This window comes from Micromonospora sp. NPDC047707, assembly GCF_040704235.1.
GTDB lineage: Bacteria > Actinomycetota > Actinomycetes > Mycobacteriales > Micromonosporaceae > Micromonospora.
Window position 1 is genome coordinate 77,488 of sequence record NZ_JBEYSU010000006.1, and the last position, 25,299, is coordinate 102,786.

Annotated in this window: 25 protein-coding genes and 1 pseudogene; 13 read left to right on the forward strand and 13 right to left on the reverse strand. The window is 74.6% G+C overall.

The genetic code is table 11. The features are described 5' to 3' along the window. Positions 1 to 85 precede the first annotated feature (85 nt). The gene (locus tag AB0873_RS08870; protein ID WP_366599072.1) at positions 86 to 595 is read right to left on the reverse strand and encodes a DinB family protein; all 510 of its coding nucleotides are present in this window, start codon (positions 593 to 595) and stop codon (positions 86 to 88) included. 112 nt (positions 596 to 707) lie between these two features. Here AB0873_RS08870 and AB0873_RS08875 point away from each other — a divergent pair, with 112 nt between their 5' ends. The 4 genes from AB0873_RS08875 to AB0873_RS08890 all read left to right on the forward strand — a co-directional run bounded on the left by AB0873_RS08875 (position 708) and on the right by AB0873_RS08890 (position 4,711). After that, a complete protein-coding gene (locus AB0873_RS08875; protein ID WP_366599073.1) occupies positions 708 to 2,180 on the forward strand; it encodes a hypothetical protein in 1,473 nt (490 codons plus the stop codon). 36 nt (positions 2,181 to 2,216) lie between these two features. Continuing rightward, positions 2,217 to 2,669 (forward strand): HNH endonuclease, encoded by a 453-nt coding sequence (locus AB0873_RS08880; protein WP_366599074.1) that lies wholly within the window; start codon positions 2,217 to 2,219, stop codon positions 2,667 to 2,669. A gap of 201 nt (positions 2,670 to 2,870) precedes the next feature. Further along, positions 2,871 to 3,827: a terpene synthase family protein gene (locus tag AB0873_RS08885; RefSeq protein ID WP_366599075.1), complete on the forward strand. Its 957-nt coding sequence runs from the start codon at positions 2,871 to 2,873 to the stop codon at positions 3,825 to 3,827. A 2-nt stretch (positions 3,828 to 3,829) separates the two neighbouring features. After that, on the forward strand, positions 3,830 to 4,711 hold the full coding sequence (locus AB0873_RS08890; RefSeq protein ID WP_366599076.1) for a methyltransferase domain-containing protein: 882 nt from the start codon (positions 3,830 to 3,832) through the stop codon (positions 4,709 to 4,711). A gap of 239 nt (positions 4,712 to 4,950) precedes the next feature. Here AB0873_RS08890 and AB0873_RS08895 read toward each other — a convergent pair whose 3' ends face one another. Beyond that, positions 4,951 to 5,781 carry a nitroreductase/quinone reductase family protein gene (locus AB0873_RS08895; RefSeq protein ID WP_366599077.1) on the reverse strand — a complete coding sequence of 277 codons (831 nt, stop codon included), beginning with the start codon at positions 5,779 to 5,781 and terminating at the stop codon, positions 4,951 to 4,953. A 396-nt stretch (positions 5,782 to 6,177) separates the two neighbouring features. On the opposite strand from AB0873_RS08895, the gene AB0873_RS08900 reads away from it, so the two are divergent. From AB0873_RS08900 to AB0873_RS08910, 3 genes are all read left to right on the forward strand, one after another. Then, a complete protein-coding gene (locus AB0873_RS08900; RefSeq protein ID WP_366599078.1) occupies positions 6,178 to 6,519 on the forward strand; it encodes a cupin domain-containing protein in 342 nt (113 codons plus the stop codon). Positions 6,520 to 6,661: 142 nt separating this feature from the next. Continuing rightward, a complete protein-coding gene (locus AB0873_RS08905; RefSeq protein ID WP_366599079.1) occupies positions 6,662 to 6,814 on the forward strand; it encodes a hypothetical protein in 153 nt (50 codons plus the stop codon). Positions 6,815 to 6,973: 159 nt separating this feature from the next. Beyond that, positions 6,974 to 7,456 (forward strand): GNAT family N-acetyltransferase, encoded by a 483-nt coding sequence (locus tag AB0873_RS08910; RefSeq protein WP_366599080.1) that lies wholly within the window; start codon positions 6,974 to 6,976, stop codon positions 7,454 to 7,456. A 72-nt stretch (positions 7,457 to 7,528) separates the two neighbouring features. On the opposite strand, the gene AB0873_RS08915 is transcribed toward AB0873_RS08910, so the two are convergent. Then, positions 7,529 to 8,014 (reverse strand): DUF1992 domain-containing protein, encoded by a 486-nt coding sequence (locus tag AB0873_RS08915; protein WP_366599081.1) that lies wholly within the window; start codon positions 8,012 to 8,014, stop codon positions 7,529 to 7,531. 311 nt (positions 8,015 to 8,325) lie between these two features. Here AB0873_RS08915 and AB0873_RS08920 point away from each other — a divergent pair, with 311 nt between their 5' ends. The 3 genes from AB0873_RS08920 (at position 8,326) to AB0873_RS08930 (ending at position 11,845) form a co-directional block, all read left to right on the forward strand. Then, positions 8,326 to 9,774, forward strand: a complete 1,449-nt coding sequence (locus AB0873_RS08920; RefSeq protein WP_366599082.1) for a multicopper oxidase family protein — start codon at positions 8,326 to 8,328, stop codon at positions 9,772 to 9,774. Positions 9,775 to 9,955: 181 nt separating this feature from the next. After that, positions 9,956 to 11,146 carry a hypothetical protein gene (locus tag AB0873_RS08925; protein WP_366599083.1) on the forward strand — a complete coding sequence of 397 codons (1,191 nt, stop codon included), beginning with the start codon at positions 9,956 to 9,958 and terminating at the stop codon, positions 11,144 to 11,146. 108 nt (positions 11,147 to 11,254) lie between these two features. Then, positions 11,255 to 11,845 carry a pyridoxamine 5'-phosphate oxidase family protein gene (locus AB0873_RS08930; RefSeq protein ID WP_366599084.1) on the forward strand — a complete coding sequence of 197 codons (591 nt, stop codon included), beginning with the start codon at positions 11,255 to 11,257 and terminating at the stop codon, positions 11,843 to 11,845. A gap of 6 nt (positions 11,846 to 11,851) precedes the next feature. Here AB0873_RS08930 and AB0873_RS08935 read toward each other — a convergent pair. Further along, positions 11,852 to 12,046, reverse strand: a pseudogene (locus AB0873_RS08935) (MFS transporter); the annotation flags it as partial. A gap of 221 nt (positions 12,047 to 12,267) precedes the next feature. Between AB0873_RS08935 and AB0873_RS08940 the strand changes: the two are divergent. Further along, positions 12,268 to 12,609, forward strand: coding sequence for an RNA polymerase-binding protein RbpA (locus AB0873_RS08940; protein WP_046564157.1), 342 nt, complete (start codon positions 12,268 to 12,270; stop codon positions 12,607 to 12,609). A gap of 62 nt (positions 12,610 to 12,671) precedes the next feature. On the opposite strand, the gene AB0873_RS08945 is transcribed toward AB0873_RS08940, so the two are convergent. The 3 genes from AB0873_RS08945 to lnt all read right to left on the reverse strand — a co-directional run bounded on the left by AB0873_RS08945 (position 12,672) and on the right by lnt (position 15,792). Continuing rightward, a complete protein-coding gene (locus tag AB0873_RS08945; RefSeq protein WP_366599085.1) occupies positions 12,672 to 13,187 on the reverse strand; it encodes an FxsA family protein in 516 nt (171 codons plus the stop codon). A 131-nt stretch (positions 13,188 to 13,318) separates the two neighbouring features. After that, positions 13,319 to 14,107: a polyprenol monophosphomannose synthase gene (locus tag AB0873_RS08950; RefSeq protein ID WP_366599086.1), complete on the reverse strand. Its 789-nt coding sequence runs from the start codon at positions 14,105 to 14,107 to the stop codon at positions 13,319 to 13,321. A gap of 74 nt (positions 14,108 to 14,181) precedes the next feature. After that, positions 14,182 to 15,792 (reverse strand): apolipoprotein N-acyltransferase, encoded by a 1,611-nt coding sequence (gene lnt / locus AB0873_RS08955; protein WP_366599310.1) that lies wholly within the window; start codon positions 15,790 to 15,792, stop codon positions 14,182 to 14,184. Between the two features lie 615 nt (positions 15,793 to 16,407). On the opposite strand from lnt, the gene AB0873_RS08960 reads away from it, so the two are divergent. Then, positions 16,408 to 16,788, forward strand: coding sequence for an alkaline phosphatase PhoX (locus tag AB0873_RS08960; protein ID WP_366599087.1), 381 nt, complete (start codon positions 16,408 to 16,410; stop codon positions 16,786 to 16,788). A gap of 76 nt (positions 16,789 to 16,864) precedes the next feature. On the opposite strand, the gene AB0873_RS08965 is transcribed toward AB0873_RS08960, so the two are convergent. Genes AB0873_RS08965 through AB0873_RS08990 form a run of 6 tightly spaced genes read right to left on the reverse strand, consistent with a single transcriptional unit; the run spans position 16,865 to position 23,581 of the window. Then, a complete protein-coding gene (locus tag AB0873_RS08965) occupies positions 16,865 to 18,208 on the reverse strand; it encodes a glutamate mutase L (RefSeq protein WP_366599088.1) in 1,344 nt (447 codons plus the stop codon). Continuing rightward, positions 18,205 to 18,597, reverse strand: coding sequence for a hotdog domain-containing protein (locus AB0873_RS08970; RefSeq protein ID WP_155332240.1), 393 nt, complete (start codon positions 18,595 to 18,597; stop codon positions 18,205 to 18,207). The genes AB0873_RS08965 and AB0873_RS08970 overlap by 4 nt, the downstream gene beginning before the upstream one ends. After that, a complete protein-coding gene (locus AB0873_RS08975; protein ID WP_366599089.1) occupies positions 18,594 to 19,355 on the reverse strand; it encodes an OAM dimerization domain-containing protein in 762 nt (253 codons plus the stop codon). The genes AB0873_RS08970 and AB0873_RS08975 overlap by 4 nt, the downstream gene beginning before the upstream one ends. After that, positions 19,352 to 20,911, reverse strand: coding sequence for a lysine 5,6-aminomutase subunit alpha (locus AB0873_RS08980; RefSeq protein WP_366599090.1), 1,560 nt, complete (start codon positions 20,909 to 20,911; stop codon positions 19,352 to 19,354). The genes AB0873_RS08975 and AB0873_RS08980 overlap by 4 nt, the downstream gene beginning before the upstream one ends. A 49-nt stretch (positions 20,912 to 20,960) precedes the next feature. Beyond that, the gene (locus AB0873_RS08985; protein ID WP_366599091.1) at positions 20,961 to 22,526 is read right to left on the reverse strand and encodes an amidohydrolase family protein; all 1,566 of its coding nucleotides are present in this window, start codon (positions 22,524 to 22,526) and stop codon (positions 20,961 to 20,963) included. A 5-nt stretch (positions 22,527 to 22,531) separates the two neighbouring features. Continuing rightward, a complete protein-coding gene (locus tag AB0873_RS08990; protein ID WP_366599311.1) occupies positions 22,532 to 23,581 on the reverse strand; it encodes a zinc-binding alcohol dehydrogenase in 1,050 nt (349 codons plus the stop codon). 156 nt (positions 23,582 to 23,737) lie between these two features. Here AB0873_RS08990 and AB0873_RS08995 point away from each other — a divergent pair, with 156 nt between their 5' ends. Beyond that, positions 23,738 to 25,144, forward strand: coding sequence for a lysine 2,3-aminomutase (locus AB0873_RS08995; protein ID WP_366599092.1), 1,407 nt, complete (start codon positions 23,738 to 23,740; stop codon positions 25,142 to 25,144). The last annotated feature ends 155 nt before the right edge of the window (positions 25,145 to 25,299 follow it).

Genomic DNA, 25,299 nt, shown 5'->3' on the forward strand with positions numbered 1-25,299 from the left:
GCCCGGCTCGACCGCGCCCGTGCTGGGACGCCGAGGTCCGCCACGCCGGCTGACCGCGCGTCGCCCGCGGCCGGTCAGCCGACCGTCACTCCCCCACCGGCCCGCCGGCGATCTCGGCGACGATGTCGAGGTGCCCGAGGTGGCGGGCGTACTCCTGCACCAGGTGGAACAGCACCCGCTCCAGCGTCGCCGGCTCCGCGCCGTCCCACCGCGGTCCGGGCGCTCCGACCGCGTCCAGATCGGCGGCCTCGACCGCCGCGCGGGTGTACGCGCCCTGGTCCCGCAGCCCGGCGACCAGACCGTCCCGGTCCTCCTCCGGTGCCACGTACCAGCGGTCGTCGCGCCGGTCGCCCCACGGCTCGTCCACCGCGCGGCCCTGGAAACCCCACTCGATCCACCGCCGCTCCACATGCCGAAGGTGCTTGACCAGCTCCAGCGGCGTCCAGCCCGACGCGACCCGGCTGCGGCGCAGCTCCGGCCCGGGCAGCGCCTCGACCTTGGCGATCAGGCTCTCCCGGAAGTAGTCCAGGTAACGCAGGAACACCTCACGGCGGTCCGCGGCCGGCACGGTGGGCGAGGGGAACGGAAGGGTCACCGGCTCATTGTCCGCTCCCGCCGGCGGTCCCGCTCCGGCGGGCCGCGGTCGTATGCGGCAGAGTGGCACCCGTGCCCGGTGCCCGCCGGGCGACCGAGGCAGGGAGGGTGCCGTGTCCGTGGAGGGTCCGACCGGGGTCGTCTTCCCGCGTACCGGCGCGGGGCGCAGCACCTCGGCCCTGGGCCGGGCGGTCGTCGCCGACGCGCTGCGCGCCGTCGACCCGGTGGGGGCCGGCGCGGCCGAACACGAGACGAACTGGCGGCACGGCTACCTCGTCCACTTCCGCCGCCTGGTCGAGGCCGGGCTGCTCAGCCGCGACGCCGCGCTCACCATCGCCCGTGACGGCCTCGCGTCCCTGCACGAGCGGATGCGGTACGTCGACCCCGACGGCCACGAGACGAGCCTGGACGACGCCGCCGTCGCACCCGACGACCACGAGCCGCCGCAGACCGCCACGGTGACCGGGGGCGGCCCGGTGGAACGGGAGTTCTCCCTGCCGTACCGGGGTGGGCGGCTGCGCGGCGACGACCTGCGCCGCCGCCTCGACGCCTGGGTGGGCGCCGGCGTCATCGAGCCATCCTGCGCCGAGGCCGTCGGCGCGGTGCTCGCGAACCCGAGCTGGCTGGACCTGCGCGACCAGCGGATCGTGGTGCTCGGCGCGGGCGCCGAGATGGGCCCGTTGCCGTCGGTGCTGCGCTGGGGCGGCGACGTGGTGGCGGTCGACCTGCCCCGCCCGGAACTCTGGCGACGCGTACTGACGACGGCCCGCCGCCACGGCGGGCGGCTGCACCTGCCGGTCCGGCCCGGCACCGACGCCGACGACGACACCGCCCTCGCCGCCGGCGCGGGCCTCGACCTGCTGCACCGGCTCCCGCAGGTCGCGCGGTGGCTCGACGGCGTCGACGGCCGGCTCGTGCTCGGCAACTACGTGTACGCCGACGGGGCGACCAACGTCCGGGTCGCGATGGCCGTCGACGCCCTCACCCGCCACCTCCACCGGCGGCGCCCCGACCTGGCGCTGGCGTTCCTCGCCACCCCGACCGACGTGTTCGCGGTGCCGGGCGACGCGGTCGCCCACGCCGAACGCGGCTACGCACGGCGGGGTGTGGCGCGCCGCGCGCTGCGGGTCGCCTCCGGCGGGCGCCTCCTGCACCGCAACTACCCGCCGGACGCCGACCCGGGCGTCAACGACAGCCTCGTGCCGCAGCAGGGCCCGAACTACGCCCTCGCCAAGCGCCTGCAACGCTGGCGGGCCGCGGTGGCGCGCGACACCGGCACGACCGTGTCGTTCACCGTGGCCCCGCCCACGCGCACCCGCTCGGTGCTGCGCAACCGGGCGCTCGCCGCCGCCTACGCCGGCGCCCACCGGTTCGGCATCGAGGTGTTCGACCCGGCGACGAGCAACACGCTGATGGCCGCGCTGCTCGTGCACGACCTGCGCACCGGCGGCGGCCCCACCCACTCGCATCCGTGGCAGGACGAGGCGTACGCGGCCGCGCACGGCGGGCTGTGGCGGGTCCCGTACGCCCCGCGTTCCGCCCTGGGGCTGGCGGTGCTGCTCGGCCTCGGCGGCGCCCGCACCTGAGCGCCGATCGTCGTTCCCGACTCCTACCCTGACGCTGTGCTGTCCCAGATCAACGGCCTCTCCCGGCACTTCACCGAGGACACCCTCCGGGCGTACCTGCTGAGCCGCGCCGTCCGTCTCGACAACGGGTGTCTCGTGGTGCGGGGCTACGGCAGCCGACGCGGTGTGTACCAGAAACTCGCCGGCCGGGCCTGGGCGCACGTCGCGGCGTACGTGGTGTTCGTCGGCGACTACGACCCCACGCTCGAGGTCCGCCACGACTGCGCGGCGCCGGACTGCATCGAGCCGACCCATCTCCGCCAGCTCAGCCATGCGCAGAACTGCCGCGAACGCACCCAGCGACCGCAGTGCCGCAACGGACACGACCGGGAGACCGACCCGGGGACGGGTCGCTACCGCCGGGTCTGCCGGATCTGCAACCGTGCGGCGCAGCGGCGCTGGCGCGAGCGCCAGGCCGCCCTGGTCGCGGAGGGGCGGGCCGGCGGCTGACCTCGGTGGGCACCGGGCGCCGCGCCACCCGGCCGGTCCGCGTTCGAGCTGGTGTGTGCGATCCCCGACCGGCACGGCCGGACGGCGACGCAGCGTGACCGTTCGGGGGGCTGAGCCGGGCGGTCCGGGCGCGCAGACTGGGGACCGGCGGATGAACAGCCCGGTCGCCGGGCGCGGCCGGGCCAGCGTCGAGGAGCGGTGGTGCCGCAGCTGGCCAGCGGTCTGCTGGCATTCGTACCGGTGGCCGACCACGGACGCCTCCTCGACCGTGCGCGGGAGGTGACCGCGCGCTGTGACGCCTGGTTGACCGAGTACCCGATCGTGCGCCGCCCCTCCGTCACCGCCGCCTGCGCGCTGGTCTCCACCGCCGCCATGCCCCACCTGCGCGTCACCGAACTCGGGCTCCTGACGCGATGGTGGCTGTGGATCTTCGGAGTGGACGACGTCTTCGACGACCGGGCGGTTCCGGACGAGCGGGTCGACACCTGGGCGCGTCGCTTCGCGGGTCAACTCCCGGCCGACGACGACGCGCTACTGGCCGCGTACGGGTCGATCCGCGGTGACCTGAGCCGCTACCCGCTGTACCCGCGGTTCGCGCGCCGGTGGCGGGCCGGGATGGCGGACATCGTCCGGGGGATGTTGCGGGAGCGGCGCTGGAGCGCCGCCGGGACACCGGCGGACCAGCCCGGCTACGACACGTACCTGCGCAACGGCATGACGACGATCTCCGTACGCCCGTACACCGTCACGGCGGCGATCCTCGCCGACGAGCCGGCCGCGGCGGACAGCTTCGCCGCGCTCGATCCGGTGATCGACGCCGCGGCGCGCTGCTTCCGGCTGGCCAACGACCTGCGGTCGGCTGCCCGCGAGCGGGAGGAGGGCACGCTCAACGCGGTCCGGCTGCTGCAGCGTGACCTCACCGCCCGGGGCCTCGGCGACGCGGCCGCCGAACAGGCCGCCCGCCAGCGCCTACGCGAGACCTGCGCCGCCGATCTCGCACACCTCGACGCCGCCCGACGAACGGCACCGTCCGCGCTCGCCACGCTGACCCGCTTCCTGTGGGCGCACACGCTCTTCGTGTGGAACATGTACGAGGTCAGCGACTACGACACGGCATCGGCGCTCCTTCGCCGGGAATCCGGACCTTCGAAGGAGTAACCATGTCGACGCCGCTGACCGATCCCCCCGCGGCCATCGTCACCGAGTACGAGGCCGCCGTCGCCCGGTACTGGGACACCAAACGAGACGACCAGATCAACCTGCTCCTCGGCGCGGAGGACGGCGTGATCCATCACCACTACGGCGTGGGCGACTTCGACCGCGCGATCCTCGACCTGCCGGCACCGGACCGCGAGACCGCCGTCCTCGCCGAACTGCACCGGCTGGAGAACCAGCAGACCGAGCGCATCCTGGACACCCTGGCCCCGGTCTGCGCCGAGGATCGGCTGCTGGACGGCGGGTCGGGCCGCGGCGGCACCGCCTTCATGCTGCACGACCGGTTCGGCTGCCAGGTGGACGGCCTGACCATCTCCCGCTACCAGGTCGAGTTCGCCACCCACCTGGCGCAGCGGCGCGGTTGCGCCGACAGCGTGCGCTTCCACCTGCGCAACATGCTGCGCACCGGCTTGCCTTCCGCGTCCTTCGACGCGATCGTGACCAACGAGACCACCATGTACGTCGACCTGTTCGAGCTGTACCGGGAGTTCGCTCGGATCCTGCGCCCCGGCGGCCGGTACGTCCTCATCACCTGGTGCGTCGACGACCTGACCGGGCCGACGGCGGACACCGAGCGCATCGACCGCCACTACGGCTGCCACATGCACCGTCGCAGCACCTACTTCGCGGCGCTGGCCGCGAACGGGCTCGTCCCGTACCGGGTCGTCGACCTCACCGCCGAGGCCATTCCCTACTGGGAGTTGCGCACCCACTCGCAGCACCGCACGGGTATCGAGGCGGCGTTCCTCGACGCCTACCACCAGCGGGCGGCGAACTTCCTCCTGATCGGCGCCGACCGGCCGAAAGACGCCGCCGCGCCCGCCTGACCACCGTGTTGAGCCGCGCCCCACGACGGGCCCGCGCTTACACCAGCCTGCGGGCTTATGCACAAGAACAGACATTATGATGTACGGAGGATCTGCCGCTTTTGTCCTCGTTATTTATCTGATTGATGTTGCCGGTATTTCGGTAAAACGGGTGCGGGCCGACGGAACCCAGCTCGGGTGATACACCGAGGAGGCCTGCCCTCGAACAGGCCTCCTCGGGTTCCGGGGCGACGGAGGGGTCAAGCGGCGTCGAGGACGGGGATGAGCTGCTCCTCCTCGTACGCCAGATGGGCCTCCAGGTCGGCCACGAGGCGCGCGACCCGCTCGCGGACCTCGTCCCGGTCGGCGTCGGTGGCGGTGACGGCCTGCTGGAGCTCGCCCACCAGCTCGGCCACCCGCCGGTGCTCGGCGCGGAGCCGGTCGAGCACGTCGGCCAGGTCGGGGCGCTGCGCGCCGATGCCGACGAACATGCCGGCGTCCTCGTGCGTGTGGTGGGCGTGCAGGCCCGCGCAGAGGGTCAGGCAGTTCACCCGTAGCTGCGCACCGAGCGTCGCGCCGGACCGTTCGACCTCGTCGCGGATCAGCGCCAGTTCGCGCCGGAACGCGTCGTGGATGAGCCGCAGCGCCGCGCCCCAGGACGCCGCCGCCGGCGGACCGGCGTCCTGCGGGTGGAGGGCCACCACCGGAATGACCCGCTCGGTCTTCGCCTGGTACGCGGCCCAGCCCGGATCGGCCTCCACCGCGCGGGCGAAGACCTGGTCCCGGTCGACGCCGGTGAGCACCTCGGCCCGGGCAGGATAGGTGAAGACGCCGTCCTCGACGGTGACCGTCGGGTCGGCGACCAGGTTGTGGAGCCAGTCGGGATGGCGGTCGGCGCCGCCGGCGGAGGCGATCACGAGGATGCGCTCCCCGCCGTCGGGCAGGTAGCCGACCGGGGTCGTGTGCGGGGCGCCGGACCGCGCCCCGGTGGTGGTGAGCAGGATCAGGCGGGCGCCCTCGAAGGGCCCGCGCACCCGGCCGGCGTTGGTCCGGAACTCGTCGATGATCTGCTGGTTGAAGTCGTTGGGCATACGCTGCTTTCCTGAGCGGACATGGCGTGCCGGCCGATCCGTCGGCGGGCACGGAGGAGCGGCGCCGCTTCGGCGGCGCGAAGACGAACTGGTACGCGGAGAACCCAGGAGGGTGGCGGGGAGATCGGGCGGGGCGCGGGCCCGCCCCGGCGTCATCGAATCGCCGGGTGCCCTGTCCGCTCGTGGCCAAAGGCCGACCCGGCAGTCACGGGCCGAGGCTACCCGGATCACCGAGTGCGGCGCAGCCCCGTCGCGTCGCCCCGACCCCGGCGCAGGTCAGCGCCACCGGAGGACGTTGCCGCCGTCTGGTGCCCGCGGAGGGGTCCGTTTACCGCAGACCACCGGTGCGTCGATGGCCGGCGCGGCTGGAGCGGACCGGTGGATAGGGTCGCCGCCATGCAGATCATCAAAGGTGCCGGTGAGTGGGCGGAGCCGGCAGAGGCGGCCGCCAACGACTGGGTCGAGCACCTGCGGGTGCCGGACCTGTCCGTCGGTACGTACCGCATCCCGGCCGGCGGTGTCGACGACCAGAGCCCGCACACCGAGGACGAGATCTACGTGGTGACCGCGGGGCGGGCCCGGATCGTGACGCCGGACGGCGAGGCGCACGTCGGTCCCGGCGCGGTGATCTTCGTCCCGGCCGGCGAGGAACACCGCTTCGTGGACTTCACCGAGGACCTCACGCTCCTGGTCGTGTTCGGCCCGGCCTACGGCTCCCGCGCGGACCGCCGGAGCTGACCGTCTCCGGTTCCGCGACGGCATCACCGACCGCCGCGTACGCCTCAGGGATGACCGAATCGATTGACATTCGATAGGTAACGGGTGATAGTCGATGCATGCGTGCGATGCATCCCGCGTCGGTCTTCCGAAGGGGCACCCCATGAAGTACCTCCTCGCCATCCTCGCCGTCGCGATCGGCGTCGCCGCGGTCTACGGGGAGTCCGACGACTCGCCGGGCCTCCAGCTCCTGGGCGCCGTGCTCGTCCTCGCCGCCGTCGGCTACGGCGTGCGGATGGCCGTACGGAGCCGGTAGCGGCACCGCCGCCGTCCCGTAGACTGGCACGCATGGAGTGCTTCGCCGCCGGGCGTACCCGCCGCTGAGGGCCGCCGCGCGCCGCTGTGACCGGCCGCGCGGGGCCCGGATGACGCCTTTCTGTCCGGCTTCATTCCTCCAGTGACGAGGTGCACTTCCATGCGCATCCGCGCGTTCCGCCAGGACGACCTGGCGCCCCTGACCAACCTGACCATCGAGACGTTCCGGCCGTTCTACGAGGACTACTTCCGTCCCCTGGTCGGCGAGGTGATCTTCGCCAACCAGCACGGCGCCTGGCGGGACGACTACCGCACGCAACTCGCCGGGCTGCACGCCCCCGAGGAACACCGGCACGTCGCGGTCGCCGAGATCGACGGAACCATCGCCGGGTACGTGGCCTGGAGCGTCGATCCGGCCCGGCGCAACGGGACCGTCACGATCCTCGCCGTGTCGGCCGCGTACCGCCGGCACCACCTGGGCACGGCGCTCTGCGAACACGCCTTCGACGAGCTGCGGGCCCTGGGTGCCGAGGTGGTCGAGATCGGCACCGGCAGCGACCCGTTCCACGCGCCGGCGCGGGCTCTGTACGAGCGGCTCGGCTGCACGGAGCTTCCGATCGCGGTCTACTACCGGCAGTTGTGACCGGAACCGCTGCGGGACGGGCGCGGGCCCGTCCCGCAGCGGGCCGCTCCGTCGCAGTTCGCCGAGGCGTCGTCAGGCTGCCGCGCGGGGGCGCCACGGCAGGCGCCACCACCGTCGGGTCGGCCGCGCCCGGGCCGTGGCCACCGTCGGCGGCGCCGGACGGATGGCGGCCTGCTGCCGCTCGGCGCGCCAGCGGCGGACCACCTCGTCGACGTTGACCGGCCGCACGACGACCTGCGGGCCGGTGGGTGTGCGCAGCCAGGCGACGATCTGTGCGTTGAGCGCGCCGACGTACCCGCGGACCGCCTCCTCCGTGGGCAGGTCCCGCACCTCGTCGGGCACCCGCTCGATCCGGCGGCGCAGTTGCAGCGGCGTCGGCAGCAGCAGGTCGGTGGGCAGCGCCTCCCGCTCCAGGAAGCTCTTGATCCACCACGACTCGTCGTACGGCTGGTCGCGGCCGGGAATGGGCCTGCCGGCGCCGGGCAGGTTGTCGAACTCGCCCCGCTCCTGAGCAGCGCGGATCTGCGCCTCGACCGTCGCCTCCCACCGTGCCTCCACCCGGCCCCACCTCCCCGACCACGGTAGCGCGCACCACCCCGCCGCTCCTCCCGTCGATCTTGCACTTCCTACCCGGACAGACCGTGTGAACAAGGACGAATGATGGCACAAAGTGCAAGATCGGCAGCCGGTGGGGCGGGGCGCGTGGTGGGCCGGGCGCGTACCCGTCCAGCAGGAGGCCCGAGCGGGCGTCGAGTGCGCCACGGGCGCCGGTTGGTTGCATCGCCCGCGGCCGGTCGAGCCGAAAGCCACCGGCCCGACCGGCGCCTGATCGTGAGCGGGTGCCGGGCACCCAGGGGGAGGAGCAGACAGTGGACAGACGACGCCTCATCACGCTCGGTGGTCTGGCCGCCGGGGGTGCGGTCCTGTTGCCGGGCTGCGGTGGCCGGACCACGTCCGGGCGCGCCACGCACACCGCGCACCACCACCACGGCGCCGGTGGCGGCGGAGCCGGTCGGGCGGCGGCGGTCGACCCGTTCACCGTCCCGATGCCGGTGCCGCCGGTGCTGCGCCCGACCGCCGTCCTGGGCGGAATGGAGGTCTACGACGTGGCCGTGCGGCACACCACGACGGAGATCGTGCCGGGGCTGACCACCCCCGTTCTCGGCTACAACGGCCGGTTCGTCGGCCCCACCATCCGCGCGAGGCGTGGACGGCCGGCGGTGGTGCGCGTACGCAACGAGATGCACCACGCGACGAACGTGCACCTGCACGGTGGTGTCGTGCCCGCGTCCAGCGACGGACACCCGTCGGACGCGATCACGCCGGGTGGCTGGCGCGCCTACCACTACCCGAACCGCCAGCGTGGCGCGACGCTGTGGTACCACGACCACAGCCACCACATGGAGGCCGAGCACGTCTACCGTGGTCTGCACGGGTTCTACCTGATCGACGACGACGCCGAGCGGGGCCTGCGGCTGCCCTCCGGCCGGTACGACATCCCGATCATGCTGCGTGACGCGCTGGTGGGCGACGACGGCACGCTGGTGTTCGACCCGGCGCGGTGGGCCGACCGGCGGACGATCCTGGTCAACGGCAAGCCCCAGCCGGTGCTGCGGGTGGCCGCCCGCCGCTACCGGCTGCGGCTGCTCAACGCCTCCGCGCACCGGATCTTCCGCCTGGCCCTGGCCGGCGCGGACCTGGTGCAGATCGCCAGCGACGGCGGGTTGCTGCCGGCGCCGGTTCCGCGGTCCGAGTTGTCCCTGACCCCGGCGGAACGCGCCGAGATCGTCGTGGACTTCCGGCAGCAGCCGGTCGGCACCCGGCTGGTGCTGGAGGACACGTCCGGTCCGGTGCTCGCCTTCGACGTGGCCGCCGAGGCGGACGACGACAGCCGGCTGCCGGACCGGCTGCGCGCGCTGCCGCCGCTGGGCACGGCGACCACGGTCCGTGACGTGACCCTCAGCTTCAACCCGGGCTCGACCACGTTCACGATCAACGGCCAGGTGTTCGACGCGGCCCGCGTCGACGCCCGGATCCCCCTCGGCAGCACCGAGATCTGGCGGGTCACCAACGCCGACACGGCCTTCGGCATCACCCACAACCTGCACCTGCACCTGGTGCAGTTCCGGGTGCTCGACCGCGACGGTGTGCCGCCCGGGCCCGGCGAGGCCGGGCTGAAGGACACGGTGGCGGTGCCGCCCGGGTCGACCGTCCGCGTGCAGGCGACCTTCACGGGGTTCACCGGCCGCTACGTCTACCACTGCCACTTCCTGGAGCACGCCCAGGCCGGCATGATGGCGCAGTTCGAAGTGGTGTGAGCGGCCCGCCGGCCCGGTCGTCGCACCGGCACCCGGGCCGGCGGCCGGCTCCGCCCCGCTCCGGGACCGGGCGCGGGACGCCGCGTGCCGGCGGTACGCCCGGTGCGACCGCCGGGGCACGTCCGCCGCGCGGGCGTGACCGCCGGGCCGGCCCACCGGGCCGGACTACACTTCCGGTCCCATGGACGAGCAGGCCGCCCTCACCGACACCCGTCCCTGCGCCCACTGTGGTCGGCAGGTGCCGCAGCGGGCCGGCGCGGGCCGGCCGTTCCGCTACTGCCGGGACAACGACGGCGCCTGCCAGCGGGCCGCCCGCAACGGCCGGATGCGCCACCGCAACGCCCCGGGCCTGCCCGGGCAGGTGGCCCGCACCTGGGAGGCGGTGGACCGGCTCGACCAGATCGTGGAGACCCTGACCGAGGCGCTGCACGCCGAGCTGTCGCCGGTCGGGGTGGAGCGGCAGCTCGCCCAGGCACGCGCCGACGCGGCCACGCAGGTGGCGGCGGCGCAGACCGAGCGGGACGAGGCGCGCCGCGACGCGGAGGACGCCGCCGCGTCCGCCGTCCGCGCCCGGGAGTCGGCGCGGGCCGCCGCGGCCGAGCGGGACGCCGCCCGCGCCGACGCCGGGCGGGCCGCCGAGGAGGCCACCGCGGCCGTGGCGCGGGCCGACCGGGCCGAGCAGGCTCGGGACGCCGCGCGCCGGGAGGCCGGCGCCGCCGAGGCGCTGCGGGTCCAGGCGGAGCGGGACCGCGACGCCGCGCGGGCGGAGCTGCGGACGCTGCGCGCCGACCTGGAGGCCGAGCGGCGGCGCGCCGCCGACCTCGCCGGGGAACGCGACGCCGCTCGCGCCGACGCCGACCGGGCCACCCGGGCGGCGGCCGAGGCGGTCGAGGCGGCGCAGCACCACCGCGCGGAGGCCGCGCAGGCCCGGGAGGAGGCGGCACAGGCGCGCCAGCAGGCCGTACAGGCCCGGGAGGAGGTCGCGCAGGCGCGGGCCGACACGGACCGGGCCAGGACGGAGGCCGGGCGCGCACGAGCCGAGGCCGACGCGGCGGTGCAGGTCCGCGAGCGGGCGGTGGTCGACCGGGACCGGGCCGAGGCGGAGCGCCGGCAGGTGGCGGCGGACGCCGAGCGGGCCCGCGCGGACGCGGCGGCGCTCGCCGAGGCGCGGGAGGCGCTGCGCGCCGAGCTGGGCGCGACCCGGCAGGCCGCGGCGGCCGCCGAGGGCCGGCTGGAGGAGCTGACGGTACGGCTGCGCGCCGCCGAGACCGACCGGGACGAGGCGCACCGGCGCGTCGCCCAGCTCGCCGACCAGGTCGGCCACCTGGCCGCCGCCCTGGCCCGCCGCGAGGCCGCGACACCGGCCGGCTGACCGTCGTCCGCCGCTGGACGGTGGTGTCGGCGCAGGACGCAGAGCCGTCGACCGGCGTCACGACCGGCGGGGCAGCGGGGCCCGACCGGCGGGGAGGACGATGGCGGCATGGGAAAGACGTACGAGCGCATCGACGGTCGGCTGCGGACGTTCATCGAGGACCAGCCGATGTTCTTCACGGCGACCGCGCCGCTGGCCGCCGACGGCACGGTGAACCTGTCCCCGAAGGGGCTGCGCGGCTCGTGGGCCGTCCTGGACGAGCGCACGGTGGCGTACCTGGACTTCGCCGGCAGCAACGCCGAGACCGTCGCCCACCTGCGGGAGAACGGCCGGATCACGCTGATGTGGTGCGCGTTCACCGGCCCGCCGACCATCGTGCGGGTGCACGGGCGGGGCGAGCCGGTGTTCCGCGACGACCCGCGGTGGCGGGACCTGATCGGCCACTTCCCGGACATCGACACCACGCTGCACGGGCTGCGGGCGATCATCGTGGTGCGGGCGGAGCTGATCCGGGACACCTGCGGGTACGCGGTGCCGTTCATGACCTACGACGCCGACCGGGATCTGCACGCGCGGCGGTTCGCCCGGGAGGACGACGCCTCACTGGACGCCTACTTCACCGGCAAGGAGCACGTGGCGACCAGCATCGACGGGCTGCCCGGGTTGCCGCTGCCGCTGCCGCCCACCCCGACCCGCTGACCGGGCGGCGGTGGACTCCCCCGTGCCCTGCCCCTCGTCGGCGAGCGACGCGGTCAGGTAGAGCACGAGGATGGCACGCATGCCGTAGAAGCTGAACCGCTCCCACATCTCGGTGAGCAACAGCGTGGCCAGGGCCGGCGGGTGACCGGAGAAGGTCCGCCCGGCGGGTGGTCGGGCGGCGACCGGCGCGTCACGGGCCATGACATCCTCCGCAGTCGCTGGGGCGGCTAACATCCCCGTCGACAGCGGAAACACTCCACCGTTTCGGCCCGGCCGGGGACGACCCCGCCGGGCGGTCGTCATGGCCGGCTACCCTTGGACCGGCCCGCCTGCGATCCGGCACCGCGCCGCGGGCGGGAATGGCCCGGCGGACACGAACCGTTACACAAGAAGACAGCACCACGAACGAGGGGAAGACGATCATGGGCGAGCGCATGCTGCGCGGTAGCCGCCTCGGGGCGGTCAGCTACGAGTCCGACCGCAACACGGAGCTCGCGCCGCGTCAGACCCGCGAGTACCTGTGCGCCAAGGGCCACCAGTTCGAGGTGCCGTTCGCCGTCGACGCCGAGGTCCCCACGACCTGGGAGTGCAAGTTCGACGGCAGCGTCGCCCGCCTGGTCGACGGCAGCGAGCCGGAGCAGAAGAAGGCCAAGCCGCCGCGTACCCACTGGGACATGCTGCTGGAGCGGCGGTCGATCGCCGAGCTGGAGGACATCCTCGCGGAGCGGCTGCAGGAGGTCCGCACCCGCCGCGGTCGCGCCTGAGCGACACCGGACACACGGCGCCCCCGGGGAGGAATCCCCCGGGGGCGCCGTTTCGTGTGCGGTCAGCCCTGGCGGGGCTCGACGATCTCCCCCTCGATGGCCCGCCCGCCGTCGACCACGGTCGGCTCGGCGGTGGGCGGCGGCTGCGGCGTACCACGGTGGACCCGGACCCGGCGCGGGCCGAACAGGTCACCGGCGACCAGCGACGACACCCGGCGCTCCGTGGCGCGTTGCACCCCGGACCGGGCCAGCCGCCGCACCGGCGGCACCAGCAGCAGCAGGCCCAGCGCGCCGCTGAGCAGGCCCGGCGTGGCCAGCAGCAGCGCACCGGCCAGGCCGACGAGCCCGTCGGTGACCTGCCGGCCCGGTGGCTGCGCGGCCTGCGCGGCGGACCGGAAGCCCCGCCAGGCGCGCATGCCCTCGCGGCGCAGCAGCACCAACCCCAGCAGCGACGCGGCGAACACCGCCAGCACCGCCACTCCGAACCCGACGGCCCGCCCGACGGCCACGAACACCGCCAGCTCCGCGACGACCGCCAGCAACAGGGCCAACGGGACGAACCTCAGTCCTCGGCGCATCTCACCTCACCCGCTCGGTAGCGGCACCCCATGTCGGTCTCCGCCGGCTGTCGCCCGGCCCCGGGGGCGTCGTCCACGCCCATCCAGCATGACACGCACGCCACGGACCCGGCGACCGCCGCCCCGGCCCGCTACGGCCACCGCACCTGGCCGGTGGGGGTGCCGTGCAGCCCCCGGCGTACGGCCTGCCGCCGGTCGGCCACCGCCCACCGGGTGACCCGCCACAGCGCCTCCGCCACGATCCGCGGGCTCATCTTGCTGCTGCCGTGTTCCCGCTCGGCGAACGTGATCGGCACCTCCACGATGCGGACACCGGCCCGGTGGGCGAGGCGGGCCAGCTCCACCTGGAACGAGTACCCCTGCGAACACACCGACCCCAGGTCGATGGCGTCCAGGGCGCTGAGCCGGTACACCCGGTACCCGCCGGTGGCGTCCGACACCGGCACGCCCAGGGCCAGCCGCGCGTACAGGTTGCCGCCGCGCGACAGCAGCAGCCGCCGCAGCGGCCAGTTGAGCACCCGCGCCCCGCGGGCCCACCGCGACCCGATCACCACGTCGGCGTCGCGGGCGGCGGCCAGCAGCGCCGGCAGGTCCTCCGGGGCGTGGGAACCGTCGGCGTCCATCTCCACCACGGCGTCGTAGCCGCGTTCGCGGGCCCACGCGAAACCCGCCAGGTACGCCGCGCCGAGGCCGCGTTTGCCCCGCCGGTGCAGGACGTGCACCCGCGGGTCGGTGCCGGCGAGGGCGTCGGCGACCGCCCCGGTGCCGTCGGGGCTGTCGTCGTCGGCGACGAGGACGTCCACCGCCGGCTCCACCCGGCGCACCCGCCGCACGACCTGACGAAGGTTGTCCACCTCGTTGTAGGTCGGGATCACCACGAGCACCCGCCCCACCCCGGGGTGACCGGTCTCGTCGCCCACCGTCGCATTCCCCCTCCGCCGGGATGCCGGCCGCCGCCCCGGCCACCACCGTGGGCGTCAGCCGGCCCGGGGCGTCAGTCGCCCGCGGCGCGCTCCCGCCGGCGCCGTACCCCGGCGACCGCGAGGGCCGCCACCGCCAGGGCGGTCAGCGCCACCTCCGGCCACAGCCCGACCCGGGTGGCCGGCGTGCGCCCGTCCGCGAGGCGCAGCTCGCGCACCACGACCGCGCGGGTGTTGAACCCGGTGGCGTCGCTTACCCGCCCGTCCGGGGAGACGAACCCGGACACCCCGACCGTGGAGGCCATCAGCGCCGGCCGGCCGTGCTCGACGGCCCGCAGCCGCACCATGGCCAACTGCTGGCGCGCCTCGGCCACGTCGAAGGTGGCGTTGTTGGTCTGCACCACCAGCAGCTGCGCGCCTGCGGTGACGGTGTCGCGGACGACCTCGTCGTAGGCGACCTCGAAGCAGATGACGTCACCGAGCACGGCGGGACCGGTCCGCAGCACGCCGGGCGTGCTGCCGGGCACGAAGTCGGACCGGACCCGGTCGACCTGCTCGCTGACCATGCGGGCGAGGTCGCGCATGGGCACGTACTCGGCGAACGGCACCGGGTGCCGCTTGGTGTACAGCTGCTCCAGGTCCGGACCGGTGCCGGGCCGCCACAGCAGCCCCGCGTTGCGCACCTGCCCCGGACCGGGGCCGCGCAGCACCGCGCCGACGAGGATCGGCGCGTCGATCGCGTCGGCGGCCACCTGGATCCGGGCGCCGGCGCCGGCGTCGCGCAGCGGGTCGATGTCGCTGGAGTTCTCCGGCCACACCACCAGGTCGGGGCGGGGCCGGGCGCCGGCGGTGACCTGGGCGGCGAGGTCGACGGTGGCGTCGACGTGGTTGTCGAGCACCGCCTGGCGCTGGGCGTTGAAGTCCAACCCGAGCCGGGGCACGTTGCCCTGCACGATCGCGACGGTCACCGGGTCGCCACCACCGGCGGCGCCGACCGGCACGAGCAGCCCACCGGCCGGTACGGCCAGCGCGGCGGCGGCCACCACGGCGACCGGCGCCCACCGCCGCTCGCCGGCCGGCCGGCGGCGCGGCTCCTGCCACCACCAGGCGGCGGCGACGAGGAACCCGCCGGTCAGCGCGACCGCGAAGGTGACCAGCGGCGCGCCGCCCAGCGCGGCCAGCCGCAACAGCGGCGAGTCGTCCTGGCTGAACGCCAGTCGGCCCCACGGGAACCCGCCGAACGGGGTGCGGTCGCGCAGCGCCTCCTGCGCCACCCACAGCAACCCGGTCAGCGCCGGCCACGCCCACCGGACACGGTCGGCGAGGGGGGACACCCAGGCGGTGGCCGCGCCGAGCAGCGCCAGGTAGCCGGCCTGCAGCAGCGACAGCAGCACCCACGGCAGGTAGCCGGTGTGCAGGTTGGTCCAGCTGAGCATCGGCGCGAACAGCGCCACCCCGGTCAGGAAGCCCAGCCCGGCGCCGGCGCGCAACCGCCGTCGGTGCGCCGCCGCGGCCAGCAGGGCCACCCCGAGCGGCGCGAGCGGCCACAGCCCGTACGGGGGGAACGCGACCAGCATCGCCGCTCCCCCGGCGACCGCCGCCGCCACGGCCACCGGCAGCGGCAGCGGGCGGGGCGGCGCCACCGCGGGACGCGTCTGCGCGGCCTGCTCCTGGGTCGTCTCCACGGTCGTCACCGGCACCTCACCACGATCACGGGCCGAAGGCTACCCGCCCGTGGTGATCCACTCGGAGTCCGTGGCGGTGGGTGTCGCGTACGTCCCGGCCGACCGGTTGCCCGGAGAAACGAAATCGGGGCGCGGCTCGCGCCGCGCCCCGATGCTCCCAGGCCCTTCCCGGCCGGTGGGGCGAGGATGCGGCGCGCCGACCTTCGGACCGACCCGGCGCTGGACTGGCTGCCCCCGCCTGGCCGTTGTCTACTGGCCGTGCCCCTCATCCTGCCCGTACACCGGTAACCGCGGCCGGTTCGCGCCGCCCCGCCGACCCCCGCCCGCTGGACCTGGCCGCCGCGACGAAATGCTCGTGTCGCTCGGCCAGCGGACGAAGGGACGAAGCGAACAACAGCCGCTTCCCGTAGTAGGACTCAAAGACGGTACGTGCTCCCCCCGGGGCGCTGTCAACCCACCCCCGACGAGTCGCGGGGGCCACACCGGCGTGTCGTGTCGGCGAGTCCCGTCGCCCGGCGCTGGGGTGGCGTTCAGCTGAGGTTCACACCGCATCCGCACCGCCGGCGCCGCCCCCCTGTCCAGGCTGCCCGCCAGCCCCGACAACGGCCCGCTCTGGTGATCCTCACCGCCGGCGGCTCCTCGTACTCCACGTACGCCGACGGCACCGGCACGCAGTACCGGGACCTGACGTGGGTGACGATCGACAACCCGGACTACGCGCCGGGCGAGGAACGTCCCGCGCTGCAGGGTGTGGCGGTGTTCCGCCGCCTGGAGGGCGCCTGGTACGGCAACGAGCGCGTCTACATCGTGTCGACCAGCGGCGGCCCGGCCGGGCAGGGACAGGTTTTCGAGTACGACCCGGCGGCCGAGCGGATGCGGGTGCTGTTCGCCTCCCCCGACGCGGCGGTGCTGAACAACCCGGACAACATCTGCGTCACCCCCCACGGCGGCATCACGTTCGCGATCATTGGCCCGTGGCGGCGCGGCTCGCTGTGACGGGCCCGCCCGGCGGACGGAGCTGACCGCCGGGCCAGCCGGGTGTTGACAGGGGCCCCTTGTACAACGCCAGGCGTTAACAGGGGGCCCCTGCTTGCACCCGCAGCGCGAGGGCGCGGGCCGCGGCCGGATGGTCGGCGGCGAGCAGCCCGGCGGCGGCCAGGACGTAGTCGGCGTCGACGACGGGCCGGGCGGCGCGCGGCAGCGGCCACCCGCCGGCGTGGTCGGCGAGCACCGCGGCCAGCACGGCGGCGGCGTCGGCGGCCGGGGCGTGCCGCAACACCCCGCCGGAGCCGACGAGCAGCTTCACCTCCCGCAGGTCCCGGCCGGCGCGTTCCCCGGTGGCCGCGCCGCGCGCGTGGCGGCGGACGGCCACCGTCGCCGCGAGGGCGGCGATCCGGGCGTCGACCACCCGCTCGGCCGGGTCGCCGGGCAGGAAACCGGGATCGGCGGCCCGCGCGTGGGCGGCGCCGGTGAGACCGTCCGCCTCGGCCGGGTCGACGAGCCGTTCCTCCACGGCCGCCCGCACCACCCCGGGGGCGCTCCACCGCATCCCCAGGTCACCCTCGACGGTGCGGGCCCGCCACAGGCTGCCGGCGACCTGCCGCGCCGGGCCGGACTCCCGCTCGTCGGGGGTGAGCACCGAGTACACGTCGGTGGTGGCGCCGCCGACGTCGACGACGGCGAGGTCCCCGCCGAGGGTGTCGGCGAGCACCTCAACCCCGGTGAGCACCGCGTCGGGGGTGGCGGCCCGCACCAGCCGCGGGAAGCGGGGGCCGCGGGACAGCCGCTTGCCGCCGATGACGTGCCGCAGGAACACCTCCCGGATCGCCGCCCGCGCGCCGGCGGGCGCGAGCACCCCGATGCGGGGCAGCACGTTGTCGGCGGCCGTGACCGGCACCTTCGCGGCGGCGAGCAGGGCGTGCAGGTCGTCGCGGACGTCGACGTTGCCGGCGAGCACCACCGGCACCCGCCAGCGGGCCTTCGCCAGCCGGGTCGCGTTGTGGGTGAGGGTGTCCGCGTCGCCGCCGTCGGTGCCGCCGACGAGCAGCACCACGTCGGGCCGGGCGGCCCGCAGCGCCGCCAGGTCGGCGGCGCCGAGCCGGCCGGCGGCCACGTGCACCACGTTCGCCCCGGCGGACAGGCCGACCCGCCGGCCCGCCTGCGCGGTGACGAGGTGCTCGTACCCGACGACCGCCAGCCGTAGCCCGCCACCGGCGGACGAGCACACGTACCACGGCGCGTCGCGGGCGGGCAGGCCGGCGGTGGCCGCGGCGACGGCCGCGTCGAGGCCGTGCAGCACGTCGCTGGTGACGGTGGTGGGGGCGGCCGCCGCCGCGACGAGCCGGCCGCCGTCGAGGTCGACCACCGCCACCTTCGTGTACGTGGAGCCGACGTCGGCGCAGACGGCGACGTTCACGCCGCCGGGGGGACGACCACGGTGCCGGTGGCGGTGACCGCCACGATCGGCGGGTCGCACACCTCGGCCGCGGACTCGCCCCGGTCGGGGCGGCCCCGGCACACCACCCGCGCCGCGAAGTCGATGGTGCGGCTGCGGGTCCCCACCCGGGTCACCGTGGCCGTCACCTCCAGCACGTCCCCGGCCCGCATCGGCGCCCGGAACTGCACGTCCGAGTAGGAGGCGAACAGGCCCTCGTCGCCGTCGGTGCGGATGCACACCTCCGTCGCGACGTCCCCGAACAGGCCCAGCGCGTACGCCCCGTCGACCAGGTTCCCCGCGTAGTGGGCGTGCGAGTAGGGCACGTACCGCCGGTGCGTCACCGTCACCCCGAGCCGAGGGTCGCTCATGCCTTCACCATCCTGTTCTCGATCAACGCGTGGACCAGGTAGGACGCCACCTCGCCCGGGGTGGTGCCCCGACCGAAGATCCGGTCCACACCCAGCTCACCGGCCATCGTCTCGTCGAACCGGGGCCCGCCGACGATCAGCAGCGGCCGCTTCCCCGCCGGCATGGCCTCCCGGAACGCCGCCGACATCTCCCGCGTGTTGTGCAGGTGCGCGTCGCGCTGCGTGACCACCTGCGACACCAGCACCGCGTCGGCCCGCTCGGCGCGGGCGGCCTCCACCAGCTCCGGCACACTCACCTGGGCGCCGAGGTTGGTGACCTTCAGCTCCCGGTAGTACTCCAGGCCCTTCTCCCCCGCGATGCCCTTGACGTTGAGGATCGCGTCGATGCCGACGGTGTGCGCGTCGGTGCCGATGCACGCCCCCACCACCGACAGCTTGCGCCGCAGCTTCCCCTTGACCACGGCGTTGACGTCCTTCGCGGACAGCAGCGGGTAGTCGCGCTCCACCACCTGCACCGCGGACAGGTCCACCAGGTGGTTCACCCGCCCGTACACGACGAAGAACGTGAACCCGTCGCCCATCTGCTTGGCGTGCACCAGCATCGCCGGGTCGATGCCCATCTTCCCGGCGAGCTGGACCGCCGCGCCCTCGGCCCGCTTGTCGTGCGGCACCGGCAGCGTGAACGACACCTGCACCATGCCGTCGCCGGTGGTGTCCCCGTACGGCCGGACGACCTTCTTCTCCGCAGCCGCGCTCACGCCGCCGCCTCCAGGATGTCGGTGGCCGGGTTGTAGTAGTCGGCCTCGTGCCGCGCGACCCCGTCGAGGCCCTTGCCCCGGTCGGCGGGCCGCTTCATGATCCCGAACGTGCCCTCGGCGATCGCCGTCAGCAGCGACTGCTCACCGATGCGCTCCAGCAGGTCCACCGCCTCGCCGAGCACCCGGTGGGCGCGCTGCTGGATGAACCCGCCCGGCGCGGGAACGAAGTCCTCGTGCAGCCCGCCCGCCGCGCCCAGCACGTACCGCACGTTCTGCAGGGCGATGTCCCGGTCGGACAACCACGGCGTCACCACCGCCTCGGTCATCATGCCGACCAGCAGGATGCCCTGCCCGGTCATGGTGCCGACCAGGTTGAAGAACCCGTCGAGCAGGTTGCCGCGGAACACGTCACCGGTCATGTGCTTCGTCGGCGGCATCCACTTCAGCGGCGCGTCCGGGAACAGCTCCCGTGCCAGCAGCGCGTGCGCCAACTCCAACCGCAACGACTCCGGCAGGTCCGGGTTGATCTCGAACGCGTGCCCCAGCCCCAACTGCCAGTCCGCCAACCCGGCCTCGTGCGCGAAGTACTCGTTGAGCAGCTGCGACACCGTCACCGTGTGCGCCTCGTCCACCGCGTCCGCGGTGGTGAGGTAGTTGTCCTCACCGGTGTTGATGATGATCCCCGCCCGGGCGTGCACCTGCCGGGAGAACCGCTGGTCGACGAACGTCCGGATCGGATTGATGTCCCGGAACAGGATCCCGTACATCGAGTCGTTGAGCATCATGTCGAGGCGTTCCAGACCGGCCAGGGTCGCCATCTCCGGCATGCACAGCCCCGACGCGTAGTTCGTCAGCCGCACGTACCGGCCCAGCTCCCTCGACGACTCGTCCAGCGCCGCCCGCATCAGCCGGAAGTTCTCCTGCGTCGCGTACGTGCCGGCGAACCCCTCCCGGGTCGCGCCCTCGGGCACGTAGTCCAGCAGCGACTGCCCGGTGGACCGGATCACCGCGATCACGTCCGCGCCCGCCCGCGCGGCGGCCTGCGCCTGCGGGATGTCCTCGTAGATGTCCCCGGTCGCCACGATCAGGTAGATCCACGGCCGCTGCGCCGGATCCCCGTACCGCTTCACCAGGCGGTCCCGCTCGGCCCGCCGCCGGTCGACCTGCCGAACCCCCGCGGCGACCGCCCTGCGGGCCGCCCGCCGCGCGGCGGTGGCCGCCCTCCCGGTCGGCACCGCGAACCGCACCGACCCGGCGGCGGCCTTCTGCGCCAGCAGCGTCACGTCGGTGATCTGCTCCCGGGCCAGCGCGTCGAACACCGGCACCGCCACCCCGTGCCCCAGACCCACGTCGGCCACCACCGCGTCCACCAGGCGGTTCACCCACGGGATCCCGTCCGGGTCGGCGCCGGCCACCCCGGCCAGCCGCAGCACCGCCCGCTCCACCGACACCGTCGTGTGGCTGCGCGCCAACTCCACCACCGGCGCACCGACGCGGGCCGCCAGGGCCCGCGCCCGCGCCACCAGCACCGGATCCAGATCAAGCTTGGACGTCACGCCGTCACCTCGACGCGCTCGGCGCCGGCACGACCGGCGGTTCCCTCACTCACGACGCCCCTTCCTCATAGATCACCTCACCGCGCAGCACCGTGCGCCGGCACACCGGCAGCGGCGTCGGGTCCTCCGGGCCGCGCGCCTCCGGGTCGTCGGACTGCAACACCGGCAGCCCCCGCTCCACCCCGGCCGGGGTGCCCCACACCGCGAACGTCGCCGGCGCACCCAACGCGAGAACCCCCTCGGCGTCCAGGTGCACCGCCCGCCACCCGCCACGGGTGTGCGCGGCGAACGCCGCCCGCACACTCATCCGCTGCGCCGGGTTGTGGTGCGCCGCCGCCGCCCGCACCGACCCCCACGGGTCCAGCGGCGTCACCGGCGAATCCGACCCGAACGCCAACGCCACCCCCACCGAGTGCATCGCCCCCATCGGGTTCGACTCCAGCGACCGGGCGAGGCCCAACCGCGACTCGTACATGCGGCCCGCCCCACCCCACAACCGGTCGAACGCCGGCTGCATCGACGCGACGACCCCGTACTCCACGAACCCGGCGATCAGCCGCTTGCTCATGATCTCCGCGTGCTCCACCCGGTGCCGCGCCGCCCGCACCTGGTCCGTGCCCAGCTTCTCCGCCGCCGCCGCGAACCCGTCCAGCACCGTCGAGATCGCCGCGTCCCCGATCGCGTGGAACCCGCCCTGCAGGCCGTGCGCCGCGCAGTCCAGCAGGTGGTCACGCACCTGCCCGGCCGTCAGGTACCCGTGCCCGCACCCGTCACCGTCCCGGTACGCCGCCGACACGTGCGCCGTCCGCGCCCCCAACGCCCCGTCCGCGAACAGGTCCCCACCGGCGCCCACCGCACCCAGCTCCCGCGCCCGCGCCGCGCCGCCCAGCTCACCCCAGTACCCGTACACCTCCGGCACCCCCGCACCGGAGATCGCCAGCAGACCGGTGAAGTCCTCCTCGTCGGAGATCTCCGGCCCCCCGCACTCGTGCACCGCCGCGATGCCCAACGACGCCGCGTGCTCCAGCGCCCGCCGCTGCGCCGCGACCCGCTGCGCCCGCGTCACCGACCCGAACGCCGCCGCCCGCACCACGTGGTGCGCGTCCCGCCGCAGCCACCCCGACCCGTCGTACCCCGCCGCGGCCACCACCTCCGGGCACGCCGCCAGCAACGCCCGCGACACCAGCGCCGAATGGATCGACGCCTGCGACAGGTACACCCGCCGCCCACCGGCCGCCCGGTCCACCTCGTCGGCGTCCGGCGGCCGCGGCACCGCCCACCTCGACTCGTCCCAGCCGTGCCCCAGCACCACCGCGTCCACCGGCAGACCGGCGGCGAACGCCGCCACCGCCTCCAGCAGCTCCGCCGCCGAGCGCACCGCGGACACGTCCAGCCCCGACAACGCCAGCCCCGTGTCCGTGGCGTGCACGTGCGCGTCCACGAACGCCGGCGTCACCAACGCCCCGGCCAGGTCCACCACCCGGTCGGCGGACGGCGCGTCCGCGTCCGACCCCAACCAGGAGATCCGGCCACCGGACACCAGCAGAGCCGTCGCGCTCGGGTCGGCGGGGCAGTGCAGCACACCGCCGCGGTACAGAGTCGAGGGGTTCGTCATGGCACTCAGTCTGCCGCCAACCGCGCCTCGAACAGCCGGCGCACCCCCGGCTCGGCACGCAGCAGATCCAGCGCGAACTCCGCGTGGCCCGGCACGTACCCGTTGCCCACCAGCATCGTCACGTCCGCCGCCAGACCCTCCGCGCCCAGCGCCGCCGCCGCGAAACTCGTCGCCATCGAGAAGAACACCACCGTGCCGCCGTCGGCGGTCGCCAGGACCGCCCCGTGCTCGCACCCCGGCACGTCCACGCACACCACGGTCACGTCCGCCGGCGCCGCCAGCGCCGACGTCACCGCCGTCGACAACGCCACCGGATCCCGGGCGTCGGCCACCGCCACCACGTCCGCCACCCCGGCCGCCGCCAGCGCGTCCCGCTCCGCGTCCACCGGAACCACCCCGACCGTACGGCCGGCGCCGGCCCGCCGCGCCGCCGCGAGCGACAGCGACCCGCTCTTACCGGCACCACCGATCACCGCCACGCTGACCGGCCGGGCATCCCCCTCGCGCGCCCGGCCGGCCACGTACCCCTCCACCACGCGCGCGGTCAGCGCCGGCGCCCCGCACACGTCCAGCACAGCGAGGGACAGCTCCGGGTGCAGATCAGCCGGCAGCACCGCCGCGATGGACCGGGCGAACAGGATCGCGTACCCGTCACACGGCACCTGCTCGCTGCGCCCGTCCCACCGGGCCAGCCCGTCGGTGACGGTCAGCGGCGTCAGGGTCAGCGACACCAGCGTCGCCACCCGGTCCCCCGCCCGCAGGCCCAGCGGCGACCGGCGGCCCACCTCGTCGACGGTGCCGATCAGCATGCCGCCGGACCCGGTCACCGGGTTCTGCATCTTCCCCCGGGTCGACACGATCTCCAGCACCTCGGCACGGACCTTCTCCCCGTCCCCGCCGTGCTTCTCCGACAACTGCCGGAAGCTCGCGGCGTCCAGGTTCAGCCGCTGCACCCGGATCCGCACCTCGTTCGGCGCGATCTGCGGACTCGCGTCGAGCCGCCACGCCGCCTGCGGCAGCACCCCCGCCGGCTCCAGAACGCGGTGCAGACCCACCGGTGACGTCACGCCGACCTCCCTGTCCGGCCGCTCGAAGCCCCGGACAGGGCTCGCGTAGCGGGAAAACTTCCGGCAGACTAGTTTGTTGACCGGATATTTTCCAGTAGCGTACGGGACCGTTGATCGCCCGCACCACACCCACGAGGAGGGGCCGTGACCCAGACCCACCCGGTGGAGGCCATCCCCGCGCCCCAGCACGCGCCGGCCCCCACCCCCACCACCGGCCAGCCGTACGAATACCGCCGCGCCCCCCTCGTCGAACCCGACTGGACCCGCTTCCCCGGCTGGCGCCACATCACCCGCGACCAGTGGGAAAGCGCCCAGTGGCAACGCGTCAACTGCGTCAAGAACATCAAGCAGCTCCGCGCCGTCCTCGGCGACCTCGTCGACGAGACCTTCTACGCCGACCTCGAGACCGACCAGAAGAACCTGGCCACCATGTCCATGCTGGTGCCACCCCAGATGCTCAACACCATGGTGCCGTTCGCGCCCATGACCACCGAGGCCCTCTACGCCGACCCCATCCGGCGCTACATGATCCCCGTCGCCTCCGACCGGCGCACCGACTGGCCCTCACACCCCTACGCCAGCCGCGACAGCCTCCACGAGCACGACATGTGGGTCGCCGAAGGCCTCACCCACCGCTACCCCACCAAGGTCCTCGCCGAACTGCTCTCCACCTGCCCGCAGTACTGCGGCCACTGCACCCGCATGGACCTCGTCGGCAACTCCACCCCCGCCGTCGACAAGCTCAAACTCACCCTCAAGCCCGTCGACCGCTACGACGCCCACATCACCTACCTCAAGGCCCACCCCGGCGTCCGCGACGTCGTCGTCTCCGGCGGCGACGTCGCCAACGTGCCGTGGCGCAACCTCGAGTCCTACCTGATGCGGCTCCTCGACATCGAGACCGTCCGCGACATCCGCCTCGCCACCAAGGCCCTCATGGGCCTCCCCCAGCACTGGCTCCAGCCCGACGTGGTCGAGGGCCTCGAACGGGTCGCCCGCACCGCCGCCCGACGCGGCGTCAACCTCGCCATCCACACCCACGTCAACCACGCCCAGTCGCTCACCCCGCTGGTCGCCAAGGCCGCCCAGACCGCCCTCGACGTCGGCGTCCGCGACGTCCGCAACCAGGGCGTCCTCATGCGCGGCGTCAACGCCACCGCCCCCGACCTGCTCGACCTCTGCTTCGCCCTCCAGGGCGAGGCGGGCATCCTGCCGTACTACTTCTACATGTGCGACATGATCCCCAACGCCGAACACTGGCGGGTCCCCGTCTGGCACGCCCAGCAACTCCAGCACGACATCATGGGCTACCTGCCCGGCTACGCCACCCCGCGCATCGTCTGCGACGTCCCCTTCGTCGGCAAGCGCTGGGTCCACATGCTCACCGAGTACGACCGCGACCGCGGCATCTCCTACTGGACCAAGAACTACCGCACCTCCATCGAGTCCGCCGACCTGGAGGCCCTCAACAAGCGGTACGCCTACTACGACCCGATCGACGCCCTGCCCGAGGCCGGCCAGGCCTGGTGGCACGCCCACCGCAACGACTGAGCCGCACCACCCGTCACCCCCGAGCCCACCGCCGGCCCGGGGGTGACGCCATTTCCACCGCCGGAGGCCCCACCGACCGTTAGCGTCACGCCATTGGGAAGCAACCCCGGGACACCGACACCGCCGAACGCGCCACCCCCGTCGAAGTCTTCTTC